Source organism: Rheinheimera marina (assembly GCF_042654345.1).
GTDB lineage: Bacteria > Pseudomonadota > Gammaproteobacteria > Enterobacterales > Alteromonadaceae > Pararheinheimera > Pararheinheimera marina.
Genome location: NZ_JBHSGB010000010.1, coordinates 789080 through 812760 on the forward strand (window position 1 = coordinate 789080; position 23681 = coordinate 812760).

The window sequence follows — 23681 nt, forward strand, 5'->3', positions numbered from 1 at the left end:
ATGAAACCCGCGTTGTCCTTACCGCTGAAATTTCTGCTGCTGACCAGCACTGTGTTGCTGGTGATGACCTTATTGCATACCGGCCTGAGTTTATTACGGATGGACGCGACCTTTGAACGCCAGCAGCAATTGCGCCGCAATTATGCTGAACAGCAGTTTATGCAGCAAAACCAGATTGCTGAACAGCAAATCCGTTTGTGGCTGGAGAGCTTTGTCGACTTGATCCAGCTGAACCAACAACATGATTTCGTCAGCTTCGGCCGTCAACTGGCCGAACAAAGTGCCACTATGCAGCTGCACCTGAATATTGACCAGTTATGGTTGCATGACGCCAATCAGCGAATGCTGTTTGCCAGTCAGCCCAGCCCGGGTTTATTTGACCCCTTGTTGGTGCAGCAGGTGCTGCGCCAACAAAGCCCGGCCAGTGCCTATTTGTGCAAAGACTACTGTGTGCGTCAGCTCAGTGTGCCAGTGCTTAATGCCAATGCGGATATAGCGGTGATCAGTGTCAGTACCACCCTGGTCGATATGCTGTCAGCGCTGCATCAAAGCCTGGCGGCAGATCTGGCACTGATCCGGCTCACGGCGACCGAAGGGGGGCAAAACCGCAAGCTGCTGTCTGGCTCCAACCCCAGGCTGGCCCGTCAATTGCTGCAAAAGCTGCCGGACGATGTGAATAATCTGCTGCTGCATCAGGGCGTGCAGCTGGAGCAGGATGGCCGTTATTACCTGCTGTCAGCTTTTATGCTGGAAACCAAAGGGATCTACCTGGCGGTGATTGAAGATGTGACCGACTTTGTCCAGACCGATCAGTACTACCGGACTCAGCTTTGGTGGTCTAGCGCCGCTTTACTGGTGGCTATGTTGCTGCTGGTGTATCTGATGATGCGGCGCATCAGCCTGCGTTTAAGTAACCTGACCAAAAGCCTGCCGCTGCTGTCACAAAAGCAATACCAGAAATTCCGCCAACAAAGCCAGAATCGGGATGGCCTGCTGACCGACGAAGTAGATTATCTGCGTGATGCTGCGGTGGATTTGTCGGTCGAACTGGAACAATTGAACCAGCGCTTGGAACACCATAATCAAGAGCTGGAAAAAGTCGCGATGTATGACTTACTGACCGGCTTGCCGAACCGCAATATGCTGCAATCTCAACTGGGGTTGCTGCTCAAACAAGCCAGACCTCAGGGCTTTATCTGCCTTTTGTTTGTCGACCTGGATGATTTTAAACGTATTAATGACAGTCTGGGTCATGCCTTAGGTGATGATTTATTAAAACAGGTGGCAGAGCGGTTGAAATCCGTGCAGGCCGAGCCGCGCTTGTTGTGCCGTTTTGGCGGCGACGAGTTTGTGCTGGTGCAAAGTCACTGCAAAGAAGCTGATCTGCCATTTCAACTTGCCAGTACCTTATTGCAGCTATTGGAGCCGCCTTTTACCCTGGACGGCCGTGACTTTGTCATCACTGCCAGTATTGGCATTGCGCTGACAGACGATGCAGGCTCTGTAGCTGACGACCTGATCCGCCAGGCTGATATTGCCATGTATGCTGCGAAGCAAAATGGCGGCAATGGCGCTCAGGCCTATAACCTGGACATGTACCAGCGGGTGCGGCAGCGGGTTGGGCTCGAGCAGGATTTAACCCTGGCATTAGCACAACAGCAATTCAGTCTGAGTTTTCAGCCACAAATGGAAGTCAGTAGCGGCAAGTTGGTTGGTTTTGAAGCGCTGATCCGCTGGAAACACCCAGAGCGGGGCCATGTGCCGCCAGACCACTTTATTCCTGTGCTAGAGCAAAACCGCCAGATCATTCCGCTCGGCTACTGGATTATTGAACGCTGCCTGCAGCTGAGTTTAAGCCTGCAGTACGCTGGCTGGCATGACTTGCGTATTGCCATCAACTTGTCAGCAGAGCAGTTCAGTGATCCGGAACTCTTCAATCGTCTGACGGCGTTATTGCAGCAGTATGAAGTGGATGGCCGCTTTATCGAGCTGGAGCTGACGGAGCGCACCCTGGTGCAGGACATTGACTGCATGCTGCAACGCATGCAACAAATTAAAACCTTAGGCGTGCATCTGGCGATTGATGATTTTGGTACCGGCTACTCGTCCCTGAACTACCTGAAGCAGATGCCGATGGACAGCATCAAGATAGATAAAAGCTTTTTATCCGGCATGTTGGAAAACCGGGCGGACGGTCAGATCATTACCTCGATTATTGCCATGATGCATCAGCTGGAATTGCAGGTGGTGGCCGAAGGGGTGGAAACCACCCAGCAACTGGAGTTTTTACGTCAGCACGGCTGCGATATGGCTCAGGGCTATCTGATTGCCCGGCCTATTCCTCAGACCGAGTTATTGGGCTATATAGAACAGCACTTCACTCAAGGCGTCTGGCATCCTCAGCAGCCTTAAATGAGTTAGCCTGAAAGAAATAGCCCCGGCAATGCGGGGCTATTTCCGAAGAGCGCATCAGGTCTACTGACAAAGCTCCTGCTGCTGCACATAAGGCGTCAGCAGAGGCGCCATGCCTTTTAATACCTGTAGTGGTAATGCCGAGGTAAAGCTGAAGTTCTCCGCGCTTTTGCCCGGTACAAAAGCGGTCAGGGTGCCAAAGTAGTTGTCGCCGAGGTAAAACACAAAAGTCGCAGTACGACTGACTTTGGTGGCTGCCACGGTTTTACCACGAATAACCTGAGTCGCCACTTTGTTATCACCAGTCCCCGTCTTACCGCCGATCGCCATTTCGCTCTGATCCCGGTTCAGGAAAGAACCCTTCAGACGGCGGGCAGAACCATCAGCCACCACCATCGACAAGGCGTGTTTCAGCGCAGCGGCGACTTCGGCTTTCATCACCCGCTCTGGTGCAGCCGGCTGGTAACGCAGCTGCGTTTCATAAGGCGTGCCGGCTGCGAAATGCAGCGCATCTACCCGCACTGTCGGCAAGCGCAGACCGCCGTTTTGAATAATACCTATCAGCTCGGCCAATGCGGCGGGCCGGTCGCCCGAGCTGCCAAGTGCAGTGCCTAAAGACGGCACCAGGAAGTCAAAGGGGTAACCCAGTTTCTTCCAGCGCTGGTGGATATCCAGGAAGGCTTCAACCTCCAGCATAATTCGCACCCTGGTGTCACGGGCTGACTTGTTGGATGTTTTAAATAACCAACGATAGACCTGCTGGCGCTGATCTTTGGATTGATCGACGGCGTCCTGGAAACTGGCTTCCGGGTTTTGCTGCAGGTAACTCAGCAACCAGAGCTCCAGCGGGTGAACCCTGGCAATATAGCCTTGATCCGGCAGGCTGAATTTGCCCGGACCGTATTTGTTGTACAGCTCGTCAATGTCTTTTACGGTCAGGTTTTCTTCCGGCAGACGTTGCTGCAGGAAGGCACTGAACACAGCAAAATCCGAGTCCGGCAGTAAATACCGGTGCACAGCGGCCAGTCGGTCCGGCGTTTGCTTCAGGCCTTCAAAAAACATATCCAGCCGTTCTGCTTCGGTTTTCTTCTGGTATTTACGCCAGAAACGCGACAGGAAGGTGGTGCCTTCTTTATCGACAAACTTACGCAGGTACTCTTCCCGGCGCGGGTCATTGTCGTTTTTCAGCAATTGCGAACTGCTGCCTGCGGTCTGGTAACTACTGCTGTAGGCGACGATGTCGCGCATCAGCCGGACAAAAGGCAGGTTCAGTGATTCCTGCAGCGACTGCAACATAGTCGCCACTTTGGCATCGTCTTTTTTCTGGAAGTTACCAAACACCTGAGAGCCGCCGCCGGTGAAGAAACGCTCGTTAGGCGAAGCCGAGTAGGTGCGCTGCAAGGCCGCGTCCAGCATTTTGGTTAAATCGCGGTCTGTGGTGTGCGCCATATACTGAGCAGCCCAGCGGGTCAGCTGGTCATTGGGCGCAATTTCCAGGTTCAGCAGGTTCTCTGGTAATTCTTCAGCAAAGGCATCGTGCAGTTCCGCAATAATTTCCAGGTAGGTGGTCAGTACCCGTAATTTGGCGGTGGAACCCAGCTCCAGTTTACTTTGCTCGTTTAAATCAAACGGCTGATCGGTATTGTCGGTTTGCACCCGGACTCTATTGCCTGTTGGGGTGCGTTCAAACAAGGTAAAGCTGTAGGTGATTTGATCCGTGGTACTGGCTGTCAGTAAACGCTCACCCAACAAGCCAACTTTCTCCGCAAAAGCAGGGGAGGCCAGGTTATTCAGATACTGACTGACTTTTTGCTGCAGTTCATTGTGCAGTGCCACTTTGGCGGTCAGGTCTAACCGGTCCAGGTCGTACAGCTGCTGGTTCAGCAGATTACCCAGCCGGCCGCGGGCGACGTTAATACCTTTTAATTCCTGTGCGCTGAGCTTTAAGGTAGGCGCTTTGCCACCTTTAAACACCAGACGCTGGGCAATGGCTGCGTCTGCGACGGCTTTATCCACCACCCGTGCACTGGACAATACTCGCAGGTGGCTGTCGGTCAGTTGTTCCAGATCGTCATGGCCTTGCAGCAGGTAATAGGATGGGCGACGCTGTGCAATCATCAACGCCAGCGCCTGGCGCAGTGCCAGGCCTTTCAGCTTGAGGTTTTGCTCAGTGAGCGGTGCTTTAAGCACCTGGTTAAAGCGGTTGAAGTCGGTACCAAACCAGGCCCAGAGCGCGTCGCCGACACCATGAACTTCACCAAAACCAGGTGCAGACGACAAGGGGACTGAATTGAGGTAATCCAGAACAATTTCATGCCGGCTTAACGATGTGTCGGAGCCATAGCGGTAAGCCCGTACTGAGCCTGAGACCATTTGCAGAAACTTGTCGGTAAAATTGCGTGTTAAGCCTTGTGGCGAGTGCCGGTATTTTTCAATTTGAGTAGCCAAGGTACTACCGCCTGCCGACTGGCCTTCGACATTCAGCACTTTCCCCACCTGAGACACGGCAGCCATGATAAAACGAGGCCAGTCCACGGCAGGGTTGGCCCGTGGTGGCGATGTCAGTAGTTTACGGTTTTCAATAAATAGCAGGCTGTCGCGCACCAACGCCGGCACATCTGCCGGTTGTTGATAGACGCGCTGTGGGTGAGCGAAGGAAAACAGCTGCTCGTTGCGGCAATCGCCAATCAATAAACCGGCCTGAGCTTTTTCACGGTAAGGCGGGAAGAACCCTAACTGACTGTAAAACTGCATTTCGGCAGAAAACTGAGCCTGACGCTCAACCACAAAATTATTTTGGGTCAGGCGTGGCAAGAATTTGGGCAATTTGGAATAACCAAGGCGATGGTCAAAAGGACCAGATACCGGATAAATCACCTGATCGGTCGGGCCGTCCTTTAGCTGATAGGTCAGCTTCTTCGCGTATTTGGTAATTTCGGTGGACTGATAATGCGCAGTATGCAGCTCGTAAGCGACCAGTGCTGCTGCCGATAACAACAGCAATAAAAACAGCCAGGGCAACAGACTTTTGCGCTTACGCACTGGCGCTGCAGGAGCTTCAGGCTCTGGCGCTCTGTCTTCGCGGTAATTATCAAACTGTATCTGATTCATTTCTGGTGGGGACGACAAATTGGGTTCCATGACGCTCTGCAACAGTCCGTGTTTTCGATTCTAACGTGATTGACCGCCTTGTGCAGCTGAATTTTCCAGACTTATAGCTGCTAAGTCATTGGCGGGGCTGGAGCTAAGGCGGCGGCCGCGATTTGGCGTCCTCCATTGCCATCGTTCGGCCGGGCTTGGGGCCTGCAGCAATGAAAAAAGCCCGCAATGCGGGCTTTCGGCAAGGTTGGCACTGCAGCCTTAGTGGTGGTGGTGACCACCAACGCCATGGGCGTGACCATGTTCAATTTCTTCTGCACTGGCTTCGCGCACATCCAGAATTTCAATCGCGAAGGTCAGGGTTTTACCGGCCAGTGGGTGGTTGGTATCGACCTCGGCTTTAAACATGCCGACTTTCACGACAGTGACCTGACGTTGGCCTTCGCTGGTATTGACCACAGCGACCATACCTGGTTTCCATTTTTTCGCACCCATCAGGTGTTTCACCTGAACGCTTTGAATGGCGTCTTCGTTCCGCTCGCCGTACGCATCGGCCGGTGCCAGAGTGATGCTGAAACTGTCGCCGGCTTTTTTGTCCGCCAGCGCATTCTCAAGCCCAGGGATCAGGTTCTGGTGACCGTGCAGATACAGCACTGGGTCCTGGTTTGTTGAACTTTCTAACTGGCCGTTTTCGTCACTTAAGGTGTAGTGAAACTGCACTACGCTGTTCTGGCTGACTTGCATTTGAGAAATCCTCGGCAAAAAAAGAGGCGCTATTATGGCGGATGGGCCCTACCAGCTCAATGGATCAAGCGCATAATACTGTTTCAACAGCTGGTAAAGCTGCGGGTGCCGAACCGCAAGCTGTTTGGGCTGCTCAAAAAACACTTCAGAGAGCACGGCGAAAAACTCGGCCGGGTTCGTTGCGGCATAGGGGTCGATAAAAGTGGCTTCACCGCGGGCCAGTTGCTGTTGCAACTGCTGGAGTTCGGCGGAGAAGACGTCAGTCCAGCGCTGATAGGCGCCGACAGTCGCCAATAACGGCACTCCGGTGGCGGCGCCTTTTAGCTGATCCAGCTGATGGGCAAATTCATGGATCACCAGGTTATGGCCATCGTCGGTGACCGCGGCGGATTGCAGGGTATCGAGCCAGGACAACACCAACTGACCGCTTTGCCAGGATTCACCCAGCCGAACCTGCTGGTTTTGCTGGACAACTCCGGCTGCATCCTGTTGTGTGGCCGGCACCACAAAAGCGCCGGGATAAATCAGGATTTGCCGCAGCTTAGGGTAAAAATGGGCGGGTTTGTTCAGCATCAGCAAGCAGGCCTGTGCGGCTATCGTCACCCGCATTTCGTCAGTGACTTCAAGACCGGCACAGCCGACGAAGTGTTTTTCTGCGACAAAAACCTGGATCAATTTCTTCAGTTGCAGCTGTAAATCGGCTGGTAAGGCGCGAAAATAAGGCATGCGCTGCTTCAGAATTTGTCGCCAGGCATGCGGAAAAGGTTGCTGCATCAGGTGGTGGCGTCGGTAGCGGCGCCAGTATGGTGGAACAAAAATAGCCGCCAATACCCCAAGGGTTAACGTGGCTAGTACAACAAGTGCAATCATTACAGGCTCCCTATTTTTTCCTGAAATGGCTGCTCTGCACTGTGCTTTCAAGGTGACTTGCAGGAAAGGGCAAAATAGCTCTAGTCTGATAGCAGACAACAAAAGGGCATATTCATGAATATTTTCCAGTTAAATCAAACTCCTGGGTTAGTGCATCAAATTCTGTTTCAACTGCGGGACCCGGACACTCAACGCGACAGGCTCAGATTTAAATTTAACCTGACCCGGCTGGGTTTTTTGCTGGCGGCGGAAATTGCCAAAGGGTTGCCAACGGACCTCAAGCCGGTGCAAACGGTGCTTGGCAGCACCCGTATTCCGTTATTGCAACAAGCGCCGGTGCTGGTGACGGTGCTGCGGGCTGGATTGGCGTTTTATCAGGGTTTTGCTGACGCATTCGACCAGGCCGACAGTGGGTTTATTGGCGCGTACCGGGTTGAAAGCGAAGGCGAACCTTTAGAGATTGCGCTGAATTATCAGGCGCTGCCGGACTTAACCGGCCGGGATCTAATCCTGATTGACCCCATGCTGGCGACCGGACAGAGTTTGCTGAAAGTCTGGCAAAACCTCAGTGCTTACGGGCAGCCGCGTTCAGTGCATATTGCCTGCGCCATCGCGGCCCCTGAAGGGGTGGCTTTGCTGCAGCAGCAATTGCCAGCACAAAGCAGCTTATGGCTGGGGGCACTCGACCAGGGCCTGAACGGAAAAGCCTATATTGTGCCGGGCCTGGGCGATGCCGGTGATCTCTGCTTTGGCAGCAAGCTCTGAACGGGTTATTCAGCGTGGTGCAGTTGGCGCTTCAGCCGCCAGAAGTACCAGAACACCAGACCAATCACCAGCGGAATGCTGAATGCCTGCACCCAGTCGGCCGGCCAGGCTGGCCACCAGTGTTTCAGGCTTTGTTGGGCTTTATCCAGCAATTGCAGCGCATAGTAGCTGATCGCCACCACAGACAAGCGTTCCACCGCGGCCTGTAGCTTCAGTTGCAGGCCTGCCCGTTGCTCCATAGAGCTCAGTAAATGCTGGTTTTGCCGGGTTAGTCGAATGGTAATTTGGGTGCGCAGCAATTCAGTAGCGCGGCCCAGCCGTTCAGACAACTGCTGTTGGCGGGTCAGCACCGAACGGGCGGTGCGCCAGGCCGGGGTCAGGCGGCGCTCGGTAAAATGCTGCAGCGACATTAAGCCTTCCACCGGGCTTTCATTCAGGCTCTTCAGCCGGTCCAGCGTTAATTGGTAATAGGCATGACTGGCCTGCAAGCGGCTGGCGTTGTCGGCCTGCTGGTGACCTGACTGAGCAGCCAATTGCATCAGCTCGTCCAACAGCCGGGTCTCATCATCACTTTTTTGCTCAATACGACGAGTAATATCGGCCAGCTGCTGTTCTTGTTGGGCCAGTTGGTACAGCGCCTGTTTGCAGTAAGGCCAGCCAAGCAATGCCAGTTTGCGGTAGTTACCTAAATCGAATACCTGTTGCACTGTGGCGGCTAAAGCGCCAGGGCTTAAGCCTCTGTCGAGCAATAAGATGCGGCCAGCGCCTTCACTGTGTTTACGAAAATCTGTCCACAATCTGGCCTGGCCTGACGCCAGTTCACTGCTGATTAAATGCTGGCTGGCAAAGAGGCTGGCCGGATCCCGTCCGGCCAAATCGGCAGGGCTGACCACCGCCATCACCACCACGCGGAATACCTGACCTGGTAATTGCGCCAGCCAGTCAGGGTCTGGTACCAGTGACATGGGCTCTGCAAATAAATTGCTGGTCAGCCCGGCACGAATAAAGGTGAGGGTGGAGAATTCGTTGTGCCGTTCCCAGCGCAGCATCACCTCTCCCCAGTGCAGGTTGGCGTCCTGCTCATGGTCCAGTAATTGTTGCCCCAGTTGCGCAGCCAGTTGCTTCATCAGTTGCAGTTCCTGTGCTCTGGAGCTGGCAGACAGCGTCAGCACAAATTGGCACAACAGCGCCGGACTTTGCAGAGGGGGGAAAAAACGTTGTTGCAGTTCTTGTTCCAGCGCGTCACGTAACGGGTGCTGGCGTAAATGGGTAAGGCTCATACACAACTCCTGCCGCTGCGGATATCTGCAGCAAGCAGTTTTCGTTCCCCTGATGAACAATTGAAGGCAGTTTATTGATTTTTATCATTAATTTTTAAGTCAGCCGGATGTCATTCCAGTGGCTTAAGCCTGTATTGCACCAGGCTTGGGCGTAACTGAGCCGGGACGGCACAGCCTGAGGGAAGGGGCTACACTTACTACTCCTGATAGGGCAAAGGAGTGCCTTTATGAACAACCATCTGATCCTTTCAGCCGGTTTGCTGGTGTTCAGCCCGGCTCTTGTCGCAGAAACTCTACCTTCGTTACAGCTGGCTTCAGTCTACCCGGGCGGTCTTGACCTGAGTGGCTACCTGGTGAGCCAGAAGTATGACGGAGTGCGGGTGTACTGGGACGGCAGCCGCTTACGCAGCCGTTCCGGCAACTGGCTGGCATTGCCGGCAGAGCTTGTGCAGCAGTTGCCAGCTTTTGCACTGGACGCTGAACTTTGGCTGGGGACTGGGCGTTTTGCCGAGCTGCAGGCGCTGCTGCAGCGACCGCTGTCTGACCCCGCGTATTCGGAGCTCAAGCTGATGGTGTTTGACGCACCACAACACACAGGCCCTTTTGGCGAGCGCCAACAGTTTCTTCGTCGTATGCTGCCGCAGTCGTCCTTTATTCAGTTGGTGGCGCAGCAACGACTTACCAGGGAAAGCGAACTTCAGCAGTTGCTGCAGCAGGTGGAATCGGCCGGTGGCGAAGGCCTGATGTTGCATCGCCTGGATGCCCGTTATCAGGCTGGGCGAGTCAGCCATTTATTGAAACTGAAAAGCTATACCGACGCGGAGGCCAGGGTGGTGGCCCATCTGCCGGGTAAAGGCCAGTTCGCTGGGGTGCTTGGGTCTTTGCTGGTCGAATTGCCGGATGGACGCCGTTTTAAACTGGGTACTGGGTTTAGTCTGGCTGAGCGCAAAGCACCGCCCGCTATTGGTCGTTGGGTTCGCTTCAAATACCAGGGGCTGACGCATAAAGAGATCCCCCGATTTGCGGTCTTTATGTCGGAGCTTGACCAGAATACACAGCCGCAGCTGTAGTCAGACCGGCAGGGCTTGCCGAAGCGCGGGGACGGCGCCACAATAGCGCCCGCTGGCAGTAGTTCCCGCTTTTCCGGGCCTGACGCAGCCTAAGTAGTCTCAGCGGAGTTTCTATGGTCAATCTGGCATTAATGGGCGCATTTATTCCCACCTTTTTTTTGGTTTCTGTGTCCCCGGGCTTGTGTATGACCATGGCTATGACGGTCGGCATGAGCCAGGGCATGCGCCGCGCGCTTTGGATGATGGCTGGCGAGTTATTGGGCGTAGGCTTGGTGGCAACTGCTGCTGTTTGTGGGGTGGCGGCATTGATGCTGCAATTTCCGGCCTGGTTTTTTTATATTAAATGCGCAGGTGCTTTGTATCTGCTGTATATGGCAGCACAGATGTGGTGGTCCAAAGGCAGCTTCCGTTTGCCGCAGCCCGGTGAAGCCCGGGTACTGTTGCCGCGCAAAGAGCTGTTTAGTCAGGGCTTTATCACCGCCGTCTCCAACCCAAAGGGCTGGGCCTTTCATATGGCGTTACTGCCACCTTTTATCGACCCGTCATTGGCGTTCTGGCCGCAACTGCTGGTACTGCTGTTTATTCTGCTGGCGCTCGAATTCAGTTGTCTGCTGATGTACGCCGGCAGCGGTCGCATGATGGCCCGCTTTTTCCAAAACCCGGCCAAAGCACAGTGGCTCAACCGTATCTGTGCTGTATTGATGGCAGGACTGGCGGTGTGGATGGTGCTGGATTAACAGTGCGCAGGCCGCTTACAGGGCAAACTGATACGTCAGGGTGAAGCGCAGGCTGCGTTGACTGAATTCAACTGGCCAGCCAGCCCACTGCGCTCGGTTGGCCTGGCTACTGTTGACGATGCTGTATTCCAGTGCGGAGCTGAGCTGCTCAGTCAGCGGATAAGCCAGACGCAAAGTCCAGCTGTCGCCATCGCCGTTATTGTCATCTGCTTGCGTCTGATCGCGGTCTTTCACCCAGAAACTGTCATAACGCACTGTGCCTTGCCAGTCATTTGCCTGGTAATTGACCAACAAAAACCAGGCTTGGTAGCCGGCTTTGACGACGTCAGCGCCCATTTGAGTGTCTCCGCGTAACCACTGCGCCACTAGCCGCAGTTGCTCCGTCCATTGGTGCTGTATGGCCAGATTGGTAAATTTGCTGCGCCAGCCATATTGATTGGTCAGCACCAGTGGGTCAGCTTTATTGTCGTAATGGTAGAGGCGCAGCTCAGTCTGTTGATATAACCAGTGCCAGCCAAGGTAATAACCGGTGCGCTGGTCAAGCTCCCGGTTGGGTTCCACCCAGGAAGGCTGATTTGGAATTGCGCTACCAGGGCCAATGCTGAGATAGCGGGCGAAATCGACCCGCTCTCCTAAGGCAGTCTGGTAAGGGTGGATGGCAAAACCACGCCAGGCCAGCAGACTGCCGGCCGGGTCATTGCCCTGAAACAGCCCCACTACTGCCTGATGACTGTGCTCTGTGTGAAAAAAGCGCCCTGGCCGGCTCAGGCTGATCTCCACGCCTCTGGCTTTTATTTCTTCAGCAATCCAACTGTTGGCTGCCGAAAAATTGCTGCTGTAGGGGGAGGTCCAGGCGATATCGGTATTTTCCAGCGATAACGACGGATAGAAGTAGCCAATGCGGCTGCGAAAGCGATAGCCTGACCAGGGCAGGGGGCTGTACTGCAACCAGCCTTCGGTGATGCCAAAACCTGCTTCGGGGGTCCGGTGCCACTGGGCATGTAGCTGTGCTGACCAGGCGCTGTCAGTGTCAAGCCGGCTGACCAGATACTGCGGGCCTGCGCTGAATTGCTTTTGCTGGGCCAGTTGGCCTGTGCCTTTTTGCCACCAGGGGCGGGCATAGGGTTCGCTGTCTGGTGTCTGGCTCAGATAGAATTCGCCACGTCCGGCTATGCTGAGTTCTGCTGCGGTGAGGGTCATTGGGTAGAAGCTGAGTACCAGAGCGATAAAGCTGCAGCGCATACTGTTGTCCTTCTGTTTTTTGTCTGGCAGCATACCCTGAATTTTGCTGACGGGCAGACCGAATTTAACCATAGATTTCCGCAGGCCAGCCTTTTACACTGCCTGAACTTCGCTGAACTGAGCTGGTGTTACCTTTCTTACCAGCGTCAGACTTCAGCCGGTAATTGTGCTGGCTACCCAGCGAGCCTGAGATCACAGGGGATATACCGTGAAGCTATTACTCGTGTTGCTGTTCACCTTTGGTCTGAGCACAGCTTGTCTGGCTGAGGTGACGATCCAGGTCAATGACCAGGCTGGTCAGCCGTTGGAAGATGCTGTGGTTGAGCTGATTTCATCCCAGCCTGGCAGTGGCAAGGCGGTGCATGCAGAAGTCCGACAGCAGGACCTGACCTTTGTGCCTTTTGTTTCGGCGGTGGTGCGTGGCACTAAGGTTGAGTTCCCCAATATGGACAAGACCCGCCATCACGTCTATTCCTTTTCTCCTGCCAAAGAATTTGAATTAAAACTTTATGTCGGCAAACCTGAAGCGCCGGTGCTTTTTGACAAAGCCGGAATAGTGGCACTTGGCTGCAATATTCATGACTATATGCAGGCTTACATTTATGTGGGCACTAGTCCGCACCTTGCGGTGACAGGTAAAAACGGCTTGGTGACGCTGGCAGTACCCGCCGGAGAGTACCAACTGGTGCTGTGGCATCCCTGGCAAAATGCAGACTGGCAACCGCAGAAGGTGACACTCAGTGCAGGCCAGATCTATCAATCCAGCCTGGCTATCACACATCAACAAAAACCGCAGAAACCGAAAAAAGGTTTTGGTGCCTACACTGGCAGTTAAACCTGAACTTTTACGACGCCATAACAACTCTGGAGGAACCAATGGCAACTGTAACTTTAAAAGGCAACCCATTTCAGACCGTAGGTGAATTACCCGCAGTAGGCAGTAAAGCGCCTGATTTTGTGTTAACGGGCGCAGGCCTGGCTGACGTGAAACTGACTGATTTTGCCGGTCAGCGTTTGGTGCTGAATATTTTTCCAAGTGTGGATACCCCGACCTGTGCGACCTCTGTACGCACTTTTAACCAGGCATTATCCAGCCTGAGCAACACCACAGTTCTCTGTGTGTCTGCTGACCTGCCTTTTGCTCAGGCACGCTTTTGTGGTGCTGAAGGACTGGAACAGGTGAAAAACGGTTCCAGCTTCCGCAGCAGTTTTGGTCAGGATTATGGCGTGAGTTTTGCCAACGGTCCGCTGGCCGGTCTGCTGTCACGTGCCGTGGTGGTTGTCGGTGCGGATGGCACTGTGCTGTATACCGAGCAGGTTGCTGAAACGGCTGATGAGCCGTCTTATGAAAAAGCGTTAGCCGCTTTAGCTTAAACCGGAAACAGGCTGGTTCTGGCCAGCCTGTGAGCTAATGGGTGCTGATATGTCCCTTGTTATTTGTAGCGCGGATCCGTTGTCGGAGCCGGTACAGCAGATTTTCCGCCAGTCAGAGGCCTATTTGGCTGCACTGTATCCGGCTGAAAGTAATCACATCGAAAGCGCAGAAGCATTAACCAAAGAAAACGTGGTGTTTTTGGCCGTCTATTGGCATGGCGAACTCGCAGGCTGTGGCGCGGTAAAGATCCTGAGCGATGACGGGCTTTATGGTGAGGTTAAACGGGTTTTTGTGCTGCCTGAGTTTCGTGGTCAGGGTTTATCCAAAGCTCTGATGCTCGAGCTTGAGCACCAGCTGAAAGCAAAATCAGTATCGCTGGCCCGGCTGGAAACCGGTATCCATCAGCCAGAAGCGCTTGGTTTGTATGAAAAACTGGGCTACCAGTATCGACCGCCATTTGCGGGTTATCAGCCGGATCCGTTAAGTGTATTTATGGAGAAATCGCTGTAAACACCAGCGCTGCTTGTCCAGTTATGAAAGCCACCAGAGACTCTGGTGGCTTTTTTGTTTTCAGCCCTTAAATCACCAGCTTCAGCAGGTGATTTGCTATTTTTGCGAACATGTGTTCATTTTTTAATGAATGGGTTGATTTTTTTAATTTGAATAAGTGTTTTAAAAACAATGTTTTACGTTTTTATGTGCTGACTGATCAGATCTTTATCTGGAATTAATTTTAATTTGAGTGTACAAATGTGCGCTGAAATCATCTGGCGAGTCGCAAAAGTGTTCCACCCTGTTATTGAGCGGCATCTGTCGATGCTGCTGGGGAATCAACCCCGTCTGTCACTGGCGTTAATGCCGCTATTGAGCTGGTGCCTTCCTGGTTACCGGCCCGGCTACTACCGCGCCAGGGTGTTGTCTGTGCATCCTGACGGCGCAACCAGTTACAGCCTCTGGCTAAAACCTGCTGCCAACTGGCCTGGCTTTGTTCCCGGGCAGTCCATCGAGCTTGGCTTTGACAACAACGGCCGTTGGTTAAGCCGGCGTTTCAGCATCAGCTCGTCGTTACAGCAATGGCAGAGGGAGGGGCAGATCCGCTTGACCATCAAAATAAACCCGCAAGGCCAGTTAAGCCGTCAGTTGCCAAAACTGATTGCCGAAGGGGCGCTACGCTGGTTAAGTATTTCGCCTGCAGCTGGTGACTTTCAGTGGCACAGTCCGGCCAGCTCAAGCCTGATGCTGGCGGCCGGGTCAGGCATCACACCTCTGGCTTCTATGCTGCTCAGTCAGCGTTGCTGGACGGCACCTGTCACCTTGCTGTATTACGTTCGGCAGCAAGCGGAGGCCGCATTATTGGCTGAGTTGCAACAGCTCGCTTCTGCTCAGCCATTGTTCCGGTTGCAGCTGGTTGAAACTGCCAGCGCCGGCAGACAGCCCTTTGCTGAGGTATTACCTGACGCTGCCGATAGCCAACAGTTACTGACGTGTGGACCTTACGCTTTTACCGAAGCGGCGTTAGCCTTTGGCGCTGCTTGTGGGTTAAAACCGGCAGACTGCCAGCGTGAGTTTTTTCATTTGCCGCCATTGGTTGAGACCGCCGGGGATCAGCAGTGGCAAGTGCGCTGGCAAATGGCAGAGCAGCAGGTCGTAAGCGACGTCAATGCCAGTCAGTCGTTGCTTGACCAAGCAGAACAAGCGGGCCTGCAACCCAGCTTCGGCTGTCGTATGGGAGTCTGTTATCAATGTGTGTGCCAGAAGGAGTCTGGCGTGGTGCTCAATCTGCGTACTGGCCAGCGTTCGACCGCAGGCGCGGAACAAATTCAGCTCTGTGTCAGTGTGCCACAAAGTGCCTTATCGATTCGTTTGGGAGTGTCTGATGCATCTTTCTGAAGCTAAACTGGCGCTATTAGCGCAAGAACTGAATGCGCTGAAAGCGGGTGTGATGGACCAGGTGGGCGAGCGTGAAGCACGCTACATTCGCCGTATTCTGCTACTGCAGCGTCTGTGTGCCATCAGCGGCAGGATATTGATGGTACTGGGCTTTTTGACTTTGTGGTTATGGGGGCTGGGGGTGCTGCTGCTGGCGCTGGCGAAAATCCTCGACAATATGGAAATAGGCCACAATGTGCTGCATGGTCAGTATGACTGGATGGACGACCCTGTGCTGCATTCGCAGCGCTTTGAATGGGACATTGCCTGCGACGCCGGTTCCTGGCGACGTACCCATAACTTTGAACACCACACCTACACCAATATCATCGGCAAAGACCGCGACTTCGGTTATGGCTTGTTGCGGCTAAGCAATGACTTCCGCTGGCGGCTACGTAACCTGTGGCAGATGCTGACCTATTTTATGTTGTCGACTTTGTTTCAGTGGGGGGTGTCTTACCATGAGCTGGCGGGTGAGCGGGTGTTTTTTGGCAAAAAGAAAACGGACCGGCAAAGTCAGATCAGCCATAGCGCGCTGAAAAGGGCCTTTTTCGGCAAAGGCGCCCGCCAATTAGTAAAGGATTACCTGGTGTTCCCTTTGCTGGCCGGTCCAATGTGGGCTTGGGTGATGTTCGGCAATTTATTGGCCAATGTGCTGCGAAACTGGTGGACATCGACGGTGATCTTTTGTGGCCATTTCACGGCCGATATCCATGCCTTTAAAGCCGAGCAGTGTCAGGATGAAAGCCTGGGCCATTGGTATTACCGGCAGATGCTCGGCTCATCCAATTTTACCGGACCCCGCTGGTTTCATATTTTGACCGGGCACTTGAGTTGCCAGATTGAGCATCATTTGTTTCCCGACATGCCGGCCATGCATTACCCGCGGGTCGCCAAAGAGGTGCAGCACATTGCCAGCCGTTACGGCATTCCGTACAACAGCGGCAGCTTTATCGGGCAGTACCTGACGGTGCTTGGCCGGATCTTACGGTACTCCTTGCCTGGCGGGCACAGTGCGGTCCGGCTGAGCCGGGCCGAATGAACCTCATGCATTACCGATAAAAAAGTCAGGTATTTCAAAAGGCTCAACTAAACTTTCTGGTGGATAGACAAACCAGAAAGAGGCCATTTATGAACAATTACAGGCTGCTTAGTGTTGTTGTGTTATGTGTGGTAGTGACCGGTTGTAAACCGGCAGCAACAGGATCTCAGGCGGCGCCCGTTGCCGCCGCTGAGCCTGCCCCAGCCGCCGTCAGCTGTCAGCTGAAGGTAGGCTATGAATCCTGGGAGCCTTACCAATTTCGCGGTTACGATGAACAGGCCAACGGTCTGGACATCGACATTGTGAATGCGGTCGCCAAAGCGATGCCTTGTGAACTGGTATTCAGTTATGGCAATTGGCAGCAGTTGCTGAATCAATTCAGACAAGGTGAACTGGATGTTCTGCTCGGCGCGTCCAAGACTGCGGCGCGTGAAGAGTTTGCGTTGTTTTCCGATCCCTACCGCAATGAACAGTTCCGGCTGTTTGTCCGCAAGACCGACGCGGATAAGTTCAGCTTTGACTCAGTTGCACAAATGGTGGCCGCCAAACATAAGGTGGGCGTCGTCAGTGATTACTACTACGGCGAACAAGTCAGTGCGCTGTATGCCGATGAGCAAATGCGTGGCCAGTTTGTTGAGTCGGCGATGAGCGAGCAGAACCTGGCACTGCTGCTGGACGAACAGGTGGATGCCATGCTGGAAGACAGCTTTGTTGGCACCGCTTTACTTCGGCGTAAGGGGCTGACGGATGAGATTAGTGAGCATCAGCTGACACTGCCGGAAAGTCCTATTTATGTGATGTTTAGCAAGCAGAAAGTGACGCCAGAGCAGGTCGGTGTCTTTAACCAGCAATTGTTGCAGCTGAAGCAAAGTGGTCAGTATCAACAATTAGTGGGCAAGTACCAGGGCTAACTAAACTGCTGCCGCACTATAGCGGCGGTAAAGCTGGCTTTTAAATAAAAACCGCGGGGCAGTGCCTGAATGGGCTCGCCCCCGGCTCCAACCGCTTCGGTCAGCGCTTTGCTGTTGGCTGCTTTCGGGCGCAATTGCAGCACCTTGCCGTGAGCGCCACGAATATTGGCCAGACCGCCAAGGCTAATCAGCTCCATCAGTTCTTCCCAGTCCTGCCGTAATAGTTGCCATTGCTCGGCACTGGGTTGCCACAAAAAGGCGGAACCGATCTGGCGTTCTGCCAGCGCAATACTGCGCTCGGCCAGCACAGGTACAAAAAGCACCCGGCTGAGCTTGCGGCACAACCAGGACTCTTCGAAGCGTAAACCGGTGACTTGCGTCAGAGGAGCCACACAAACATAAGTGCTTTCCAGTGGTTTGCCGTGTCGATCAATAGGCAGGGTTTTCAACTCAACCCCCAAATGCGGGAAGTCCGGTTCCGCTTTGCTGCCACTGCTGGCGCCAAGTGCCAATTCCAGCAGTTGGCCCACAGTGCCTTTATCTCGGCGTAAATCGGCGGGCAATGGCAGTTCCAGCTGGGCGGCCAGTTGGCCCAGCGTCAATCCGGCGATGGCGTGGCAACGGCCGAGCAGCTCGTCTAAATCAACTGGAGGAGTGCGCATGAAAAGTCCTGTAAGTGTGTTATGCAACCTTATCATTTCTAAGTAAAAATGACTGCTCAAAAAGGCATCATCTTGAGTTATTCACAGTTGTAGTGTTGCTGAAACACTGCGCAAAGCGGTCTATCGTTATGTTTTTTAAGTGTTTTTTGTGACTGCTTTTTAAGCTCTTATCTTCAGGGATAAAGTTATACCAGAATAAAAATCAACTTACTCACAGGGTTGTGTACAGGTGCTGTGTAGAAGTGCACAGGTGATGGTTTTTGAGCTGTGCAATTGTGGATAACTTGGTGCAAAAATACAATTTGCCGATCTGAGGACTTTATGAAAGAATCGATGAACAACAGCTGTAGCTTAGCTTGAGGTTTTGTGTGATCGACGCTGAAGGCTTTAGAGCCAACGTCGGCATCGTTATTTACAATCACCAGGGACAGGTGTTTTGGGCTCGCAGATACGGTCAGCATTCCTGGCAATATCCACAGGGTGGAATAGACGACGGCGAAACACCGGAACAAGCCATGTTCCGGGAATTAAATGAAGAAGTGGGTTTACGTCCAGAAGATGTAGAAATTATTGCAGTCACCAAACACTGGCTGCGGTATAAACTGCCGAAACGCTTAATTCGCCGCGACAGTAACCCTGTGTGTATAGGGCAGAAGCAGAAATGGTTTTTACTGCGTCTGACCTGCAAAGATGAAGATGTGGATCTGAAAAAAACTTCGCATCCGGAATTTGATGACTGGCGTTGGGTCAGTTACTGGTATCCGGTGCGGCAAGTCGTTGCGTTTAAACGTGAGGTTTATCGCAAAGTGATGAAAGAGTTTGCCCCCATAGCGTTGCCGGCCATAAAAAGGGAAGGAAAAAAGCGGGTTTAATCGGGAGAGAGGTATGCTAAGCCAGTTAAGGCGCATAGTGCAGGATGTGGCGCAGGAGCCGGTACTGAATAAGGCACTGGCAGGCTTGGTTTCGAACGTTAAACGTGCTTTAAACACTGAATGCTGCTCTGTGTATCTGGCCGATTACCAGCAGCATTTTACGCTGATGGCCACCGACGGTTTAAACCCGGAAGCGGTTGGCAGCATTTCGATTGGATTTTCCGAAGGTCTGATTGGCTGGGTTGGGCAACGTGAAGAGCCGATTAACCTGGCGCAGGCGCATTTACACCCCCGCTTTAAAGTCACCCCAGAAGTCAGTGAAGAAAAGTTTTCGGCTTTTTTAGGTTGCCCTATCATCCACCACCGGAAGGTCTTGGGCGTGCTGACCATTCAGCAGGGCGAGAACCGGGTGTTTAGCGAGGATGAAGAATCTTTCCTGGTAACCTTAGGTGTGCAATTGGCCTCTGTGTTGGTCAACGCCGAGATGCGCCAGTCAGTCAGTCAGAGTTCTACCCAGCAAAAAGTCACAGGACAGTTACAAGGCCTGCCTGGCGCTCCAGGCATCGCCATTGGCGAAGGCTATGTGATGGAGCCTTCCAGTGACTTTGATGACATCTCTTTGCGTAAAACCGATGATCCGGAAAAAGAGCTGTCGCGTTTTTATAAAGCAGTAAAAATTACCAAAGCCGAATTTAACCGCCTGGCTGAGCGGATGAGCGCGCATTTACCTGCGGACGCCCTGGCCATTTTTGATGTGTACCATCAGCTGCTGGAGGCGGCCAGTTTAGGTGACGAAATTGAAGCGCAAATTCATGATGGCTGGTGTGCCAAAAGTGCGCTCAAGCGTGTGGTCGAAAAATTTGCCCGTCAGTTCGATGATATGGATGACCCTTATCTGCGGGAGCGGGGCACCGATATCCGTGATTTAGGCCAGCGGGTGCTGAACCACTTGCTCGACACAGAACAGCGCCATCACAAGCTGCCGGAAAAGGTGGTACTGGTGGCGGAAAATGTCACTGCGACCATGCTGGCGGAGATCCCACGGCATCAGTTGGTGGCCATTGTGTCGCTGAAGGGGTCCGTCAACTCGCATGCAGCTATTATGGCGCGTGCCTTGGGCATTCCGGCGGTAATGGGCCTGGATGAGTTGCCATTGTTCCATTGGCAGGAGCAGCTGCTGATTGTCGACGGTTACCGTGGCCAAATCCTGATGGCGCCGGCGGATGCTATCTTAGCCGAATACCAGACGCTGATTAGCGAAGATGCACAGCTGAGCGCTCAATACCTGTCTGAAATCCATTTGCCTGCCCAAAGTGCCTGCGGTGGCCGTTTTAGCCTGATGGTGAACGCGGGTCTGGCGATCGATCTGGAAACCAGCCATCCGTCCCATACCGACGGCATTGGTTTGTACCGCACTGAATACCCATTTATTGTGCGGACCCGCTTTCCAACTGAAGCTGAACAAGTGGAGTTATACAAAACCGTGCTGGCAACCCAGCCGGGCAAGGGAGTGGTGATGCGCACCCTGGATGTCGGTGGCGATAAACCTTTGCCTTATTTCCCGATCAGCGAAGAAAACCCATTCCTGGGCTGGCGCGGCATTCGGATGACGCTGGATCACCCGGAAATATTTTTGGTGCAGATTCGCGCTATGCTCAGAGCCAATATTGGCCATGGCAACCTGCATATTCTGTTGCCAATGATTTCTGATTTGTCCGAAGTAGACGAAGCGCTGCGGCTGATTAAACAAGCCAGTTTTGAAGTGGCTGACGAGCTTGAAGGCAGCGAAATTCAGTTACCCAAAGCCAAAGTCGGTGTGATGGTGGAAGTGCCTTCCATTATGTATCAGTTGCCGGAGTTGGCCCGTAAAGTCGACTTTTGTTCGGTTGGCACCAACGATTTAACCCAATACCTGCTGGCGGTGGACCGCAATAACCCACGGGTGGCCAGCCTGTATGATGCAATGCATCCTGCGGTATTGCGGGCCTTGCATCAGCTGTGTCTGCAAAGCCAGGCCTTGCAGTTCCCTGTCAGTATCTGTGGTGAATTGGCGGGTGAGCCTGCCGGTGTGCTGATCCTGGCGGCGATGGGTTACGACAAGTTCAGTATGAACAACAGTAACCTTGCCAAGATAAAATGGCTGCTGCGGCGGGTCCATCTGTCCGAGTTACAGCTGTTATTGCCGGAAATTCTGGCGTGCCAGTCACCGAAACAAGTGCGGCAACATGTGCAGCGCTTTCTCGACCAGAAACATTTATTGAACCAATTGCGTGCCTGATGGTTCAATAGCCGTTAGAATTCTGCCCCTGCCAAGGGGCGCTTCCCCAAGAAAAACGACCATAGGATAACGAATGCCTGAGCAGTATATTATGTTCCCGCAAATTGACCCGGTGATTTTCAGTATCGGACCGGTCAGTGTGCGTTGGTATGGCCTGATGTATGTGATTGCCTTTGTGCTGGCCAATTGGCTGGCGAATCGCCAGGCCGATAAGGCTGGTTCGGGCTGGACTCGTGATCAAGTCAGCGATCTGATGTTTTATGGCTTTTTAGGTGTGATTTTGGGTGGCCGGGTCGGATACGTGCTGTTTTATAACTTTGGCGCTTTTATCGCCGACCCGCTGTATTTATTCCGCACCTGGGAAGGCGGCATGTCATTCCATGGGGGCGTATTAGGGGTACTGGCCGCGATGGCCTGGTTTGCCAAACGGAACCAGAAAAAATTCCTTGAACTGGGTGACTTTGTGGTGCCGTTGTTGCCGTTAGGTCTGGCCTTTGGCCGCTTGGGGAACTTTATTAATGGCGAGTTATGGGGCCGCACCACCGACGTGTCCTGGGGCATGCTGTTTCCAAATGCGGGGATGTTGCCGCGCCACCCTTCACAACTTTATGAGCTGTTTGGCGAGGGCATACTGCTGTTTATTCTGCTGCAATGGTATAAACGCAAGTCGCCGCCGGCTGGCAATGTCGGTGGACTGTTTTTACTAGGTTATGGTGTCGCGCGTTTTGTTGTCGAGTTTTTCCGCGAACCGGATGCGCAGTTAGGTCTGCTGTCGTTAGGCATGTCGATGGGGCAATGGCTGTGTGTTCCGATGATCCTCGCAGGCTGCGCACTGATTGTGTGGGGTTACCAGCGCGAAGCCAAGGTGAGGGCCAAAGCATGAAACAGTACCATGACTTAATGCGCCATGTGCTGGAGCAGGGCCATCAGAAATCAGACCGCACCGGCACAGGCACTTTGAGTGTGTTTGGGTACCAGATGCGTTTTAACCTGGCTGACGGCTTTCCATTGGTCACCACTAAGAAGTGCCATCTGCGTTCCATTATTCATGAGCTGCTCTGGTTCCTTAAAGGCGAAACCAATATCCAATACCTGAATGACAACAAAGTCACCATTTGGGATGTTTTGTGACATTCAAATCGATTCGGACAATATTTATTTTTCCAATGCCGTTGCCTGTTAAGGTTTTTCTGCTAAAGTATTTTTGTTTGTTGTGCGAAACGCTACGCACAGGATGTGGGTGGTGCATTCAGAAAGCAAATATCAGCAATTGAGCAACTGATGAGTGAATTTGTATCGAATGCACAAGCAGAGCTAGTTTATTAACTCTTTCGACGGTAACCTAACGAGGAATAATTTGTCGGGAATCGCCGATAGTATGAAAAGAAAAAATAAGGCCGACGGCTAGTTCTTTACTCCTTCATTGGCGTAGGTTGGGCTCCCTTATTGACTATCGGCATGCCAGAGGTAATTTCATGAAAACACATCAAGAACAACAATATTTGGATTTGCTTGCACTGTTACTGAAAACTGGAAGCGAAAGAGTTGACAGGACTGGCGTTGGTACCAAAGCTATATTTGGTCATCACATGCGCTTCGATTTGGCTGAGGGATTTCCTGTTTTCACTACAAAAAAAGTTTATTGGAAAATAGCATTCAAAGAGATGCTTTGGATGTTGAGTGGTGGGCACAACATCAAAGAGTTGGTCGAGCAGAATGTTCACATCTGGAGTGATTGGCCATATAAAAAATTTATCGATGCTCAACCTGCCGGAAGTGCTGATAAATCCTTGTCAATGAAAGAGTTCGAGCAGAGGATTTTAGCTGATGACGCTTTTGCTCAAAAATGGGGTGATTTAGGGCCAGTTTATGGTAAGCAATGGCGTCGCTGGAAAACGGATGACGGGAGAGAAATCGACCAAGTTGCCCAGGTGATAGATTTGTTGAAGAACAATCCATCGTCTCGCAGAATCTTATTTGATGGCTGGAATGTCGCCGAACTCGAACAGATGGCTCTTCCTCCATGCCATAAACATTATCAGTTTTACGTTGATCCTAACACTAACAAGCTTTCTGGTGGAATGGTGCAACGATCGTGTGATTCTTATCTTGGGCTCGCTTTTAACATCGCTAATTTGGCCTTTTTAACAACCATATTAGCTGAACAGACTGGGTATGATGTTGGTGAGATTGTCTGGTTTGGTATGGACGTCCACTTATATTTAAATCATATCGACCAAGCAAAATTGCAATTAACAAGAGAGCCACGACCTTTCCCTCGGCTAGTAATTAAGCGAAAACCAGCCTCTCTTTTTGAATACAAAATTGATGATTTTGAGTTGGATGGTTACGACCCACACCCTGCGATCCCAGCACCGGTCGCTGTTTGATTT

At 52.7% G+C, this 23681-nt stretch carries 20 protein-coding genes and 1 pseudogene; 15 read left to right on the plus strand and 6 right to left on the minus strand.

Annotation, left to right across the window (positions count from 1 at the left end; translation table 11 throughout):
• Positions 1 to 2412 carry a putative bifunctional diguanylate cyclase/phosphodiesterase gene (locus ACFO3I_RS13215; protein WP_377334572.1) on the plus strand — a complete coding sequence of 804 codons (2412 nt, stop codon included), beginning with the start codon at positions 1 to 3 and terminating at the stop codon, positions 2410 to 2412.
• A 63-nt stretch (positions 2413 to 2475) separates the two neighbouring features.
• On the opposite strand, the gene ACFO3I_RS13220 is transcribed toward ACFO3I_RS13215, so the two are convergent.
• The 3 genes from ACFO3I_RS13220 to ACFO3I_RS13230 all read right to left on the minus strand — a co-directional run bounded on the left by ACFO3I_RS13220 (position 2476) and on the right by ACFO3I_RS13230 (position 7125).
• Positions 2476 to 5541: a transglycosylase domain-containing protein gene (locus ACFO3I_RS13220; RefSeq protein ID WP_377334574.1), complete on the minus strand. Its 3066-nt coding sequence runs from the start codon at positions 5539 to 5541 to the stop codon at positions 2476 to 2478.
• 231 nt (positions 5542 to 5772) lie between these two features.
• Positions 5773 to 6255, minus strand: coding sequence for an FKBP-type peptidyl-prolyl cis-trans isomerase (locus tag ACFO3I_RS13225; RefSeq protein WP_377334576.1), 483 nt, complete (start codon positions 6253 to 6255; stop codon positions 5773 to 5775).
• A gap of 48 nt (positions 6256 to 6303) precedes the next feature.
• Positions 6304 to 7125: a M90 family metallopeptidase gene (locus ACFO3I_RS13230; protein ID WP_377334578.1), complete on the minus strand. Its 822-nt coding sequence runs from the start codon at positions 7123 to 7125 to the stop codon at positions 6304 to 6306.
• 114 nt (positions 7126 to 7239) lie between these two features.
• Here ACFO3I_RS13230 and upp point away from each other — a divergent pair, with 114 nt between their 5' ends.
• Positions 7240 to 7890 (plus strand): uracil phosphoribosyltransferase, encoded by a 651-nt coding sequence (gene upp / locus ACFO3I_RS13235; RefSeq protein WP_377334580.1) that lies wholly within the window; start codon positions 7240 to 7242, stop codon positions 7888 to 7890.
• A gap of 5 nt (positions 7891 to 7895) precedes the next feature.
• On the opposite strand, the gene ACFO3I_RS13240 is transcribed toward upp, so the two are convergent.
• Positions 7896 to 9170 carry a DUF3422 family protein gene (locus tag ACFO3I_RS13240; RefSeq protein ID WP_377334582.1) on the minus strand — a complete coding sequence of 425 codons (1275 nt, stop codon included), beginning with the start codon at positions 9168 to 9170 and terminating at the stop codon, positions 7896 to 7898.
• A 227-nt stretch (positions 9171 to 9397) separates the two neighbouring features.
• On the opposite strand from ACFO3I_RS13240, the gene ACFO3I_RS13245 reads away from it, so the two are divergent.
• Both ACFO3I_RS13245 and ACFO3I_RS13250 read left to right on the plus strand, forming a co-directional pair.
• Positions 9398 to 10240: a DNA ligase gene (locus ACFO3I_RS13245; RefSeq protein WP_377334584.1), complete on the plus strand. Its 843-nt coding sequence runs from the start codon at positions 9398 to 9400 to the stop codon at positions 10238 to 10240.
• 113 nt (positions 10241 to 10353) lie between these two features.
• Complete coding sequence (locus ACFO3I_RS13250; protein WP_377334586.1) at positions 10354 to 10977, plus strand: LysE family translocator; 624 nt, start codon at positions 10354 to 10356, stop codon at positions 10975 to 10977.
• 15 nt (positions 10978 to 10992) lie between these two features.
• Here ACFO3I_RS13250 and ACFO3I_RS13255 read toward each other — a convergent pair whose 3' ends face one another.
• Complete coding sequence (locus ACFO3I_RS13255; protein ID WP_377334588.1) at positions 10993 to 12291, minus strand: hypothetical protein; 1299 nt, start codon at positions 12289 to 12291, stop codon at positions 10993 to 10995.
• 136 nt (positions 12292 to 12427) lie between these two features.
• On the opposite strand from ACFO3I_RS13255, the gene ACFO3I_RS13260 reads away from it, so the two are divergent.
• From ACFO3I_RS13260 to ACFO3I_RS13285, 6 genes are all read left to right on the plus strand, one after another.
• On the plus strand, positions 12428 to 13054 hold the full coding sequence (locus ACFO3I_RS13260) for a methylamine utilization protein (protein ID WP_377334590.1): 627 nt from the start codon (positions 12428 to 12430) through the stop codon (positions 13052 to 13054).
• A gap of 41 nt (positions 13055 to 13095) precedes the next feature.
• Positions 13096 to 13593 carry a thiol peroxidase gene (tpx, locus tag ACFO3I_RS13265; protein WP_377334592.1) on the plus strand — a complete coding sequence of 166 codons (498 nt, stop codon included), beginning with the start codon at positions 13096 to 13098 and terminating at the stop codon, positions 13591 to 13593.
• Positions 13594 to 13642: 49 nt separating this feature from the next.
• Positions 13643 to 14104, plus strand: a complete 462-nt coding sequence (locus ACFO3I_RS13270; RefSeq protein WP_377334594.1) for a GNAT family N-acetyltransferase — start codon at positions 13643 to 13645, stop codon at positions 14102 to 14104.
• A gap of 273 nt (positions 14105 to 14377) precedes the next feature.
• Positions 14378 to 15484, plus strand: coding sequence for a flavin reductase family protein (locus tag ACFO3I_RS13275; RefSeq protein WP_377334596.1), 1107 nt, complete (start codon positions 14378 to 14380; stop codon positions 15482 to 15484).
• Positions 15471 to 16565: a fatty acid desaturase family protein gene (locus ACFO3I_RS13280; RefSeq protein WP_377334598.1), complete on the plus strand. Its 1095-nt coding sequence runs from the start codon at positions 15471 to 15473 to the stop codon at positions 16563 to 16565. The genes ACFO3I_RS13275 and ACFO3I_RS13280 overlap by 14 nt, the downstream gene beginning before the upstream one ends.
• An 89-nt stretch (positions 16566 to 16654) precedes the next feature.
• Positions 16655 to 17476 carry a substrate-binding periplasmic protein gene (locus tag ACFO3I_RS13285; protein ID WP_377334600.1) on the plus strand — a complete coding sequence of 274 codons (822 nt, stop codon included), beginning with the start codon at positions 16655 to 16657 and terminating at the stop codon, positions 17474 to 17476.
• Here the strand turns inward: ACFO3I_RS13285 and mutH are convergent.
• Positions 17473 to 18138: a DNA mismatch repair endonuclease MutH gene (gene mutH / locus ACFO3I_RS13290; protein ID WP_377334602.1), complete on the minus strand. Its 666-nt coding sequence runs from the start codon at positions 18136 to 18138 to the stop codon at positions 17473 to 17475. The two genes, ACFO3I_RS13285 and mutH, sit on opposite strands and share 4 nt — an antisense overlap.
• 368 nt (positions 18139 to 18506) lie before the next feature.
• On the opposite strand from mutH, the gene rppH reads away from it, so the two are divergent.
• The 5 genes and pseudogenes from rppH to thyA (ACFO3I_RS13315) all read left to right on the plus strand — a co-directional run bounded on the left by rppH (position 18507) and on the right by thyA (ACFO3I_RS13315) (position 23678).
• Positions 18507 to 19010 carry an RNA pyrophosphohydrolase gene (gene rppH, locus ACFO3I_RS13295; RefSeq protein ID WP_377334604.1) on the plus strand — a complete coding sequence of 168 codons (504 nt, stop codon included), beginning with the start codon at positions 18507 to 18509 and terminating at the stop codon, positions 19008 to 19010.
• Between the two features lie 13 nt (positions 19011 to 19023).
• The gene (gene ptsP, locus ACFO3I_RS13300; RefSeq protein ID WP_377334606.1) at positions 19024 to 21288 is read left to right on the plus strand and encodes a phosphoenolpyruvate--protein phosphotransferase; all 2265 of its coding nucleotides are present in this window, start codon (positions 19024 to 19026) and stop codon (positions 21286 to 21288) included.
• A 73-nt stretch (positions 21289 to 21361) separates the two neighbouring features.
• The gene (gene lgt, locus ACFO3I_RS13305) at positions 21362 to 22171 is read left to right on the plus strand and encodes a prolipoprotein diacylglyceryl transferase (RefSeq protein ID WP_377334608.1); all 810 of its coding nucleotides are present in this window, start codon (positions 21362 to 21364) and stop codon (positions 22169 to 22171) included.
• Positions 22168 to 22410 (plus strand): annotated as a pseudogene (gene thyA / locus ACFO3I_RS13310) (thymidylate synthase); the annotation flags it as partial. The gene lgt and the pseudogene thyA (ACFO3I_RS13310), both read left to right, overlap by 4 nt.
• A 353-nt stretch (positions 22411 to 22763) precedes the next feature.
• Positions 22764 to 23678 (plus strand): thymidylate synthase, encoded by a 915-nt coding sequence (gene thyA / locus ACFO3I_RS13315; RefSeq protein ID WP_377334610.1) that lies wholly within the window; start codon positions 22764 to 22766, stop codon positions 23676 to 23678.
• Positions 23679 to 23681 lie beyond the last annotated feature (3 nt).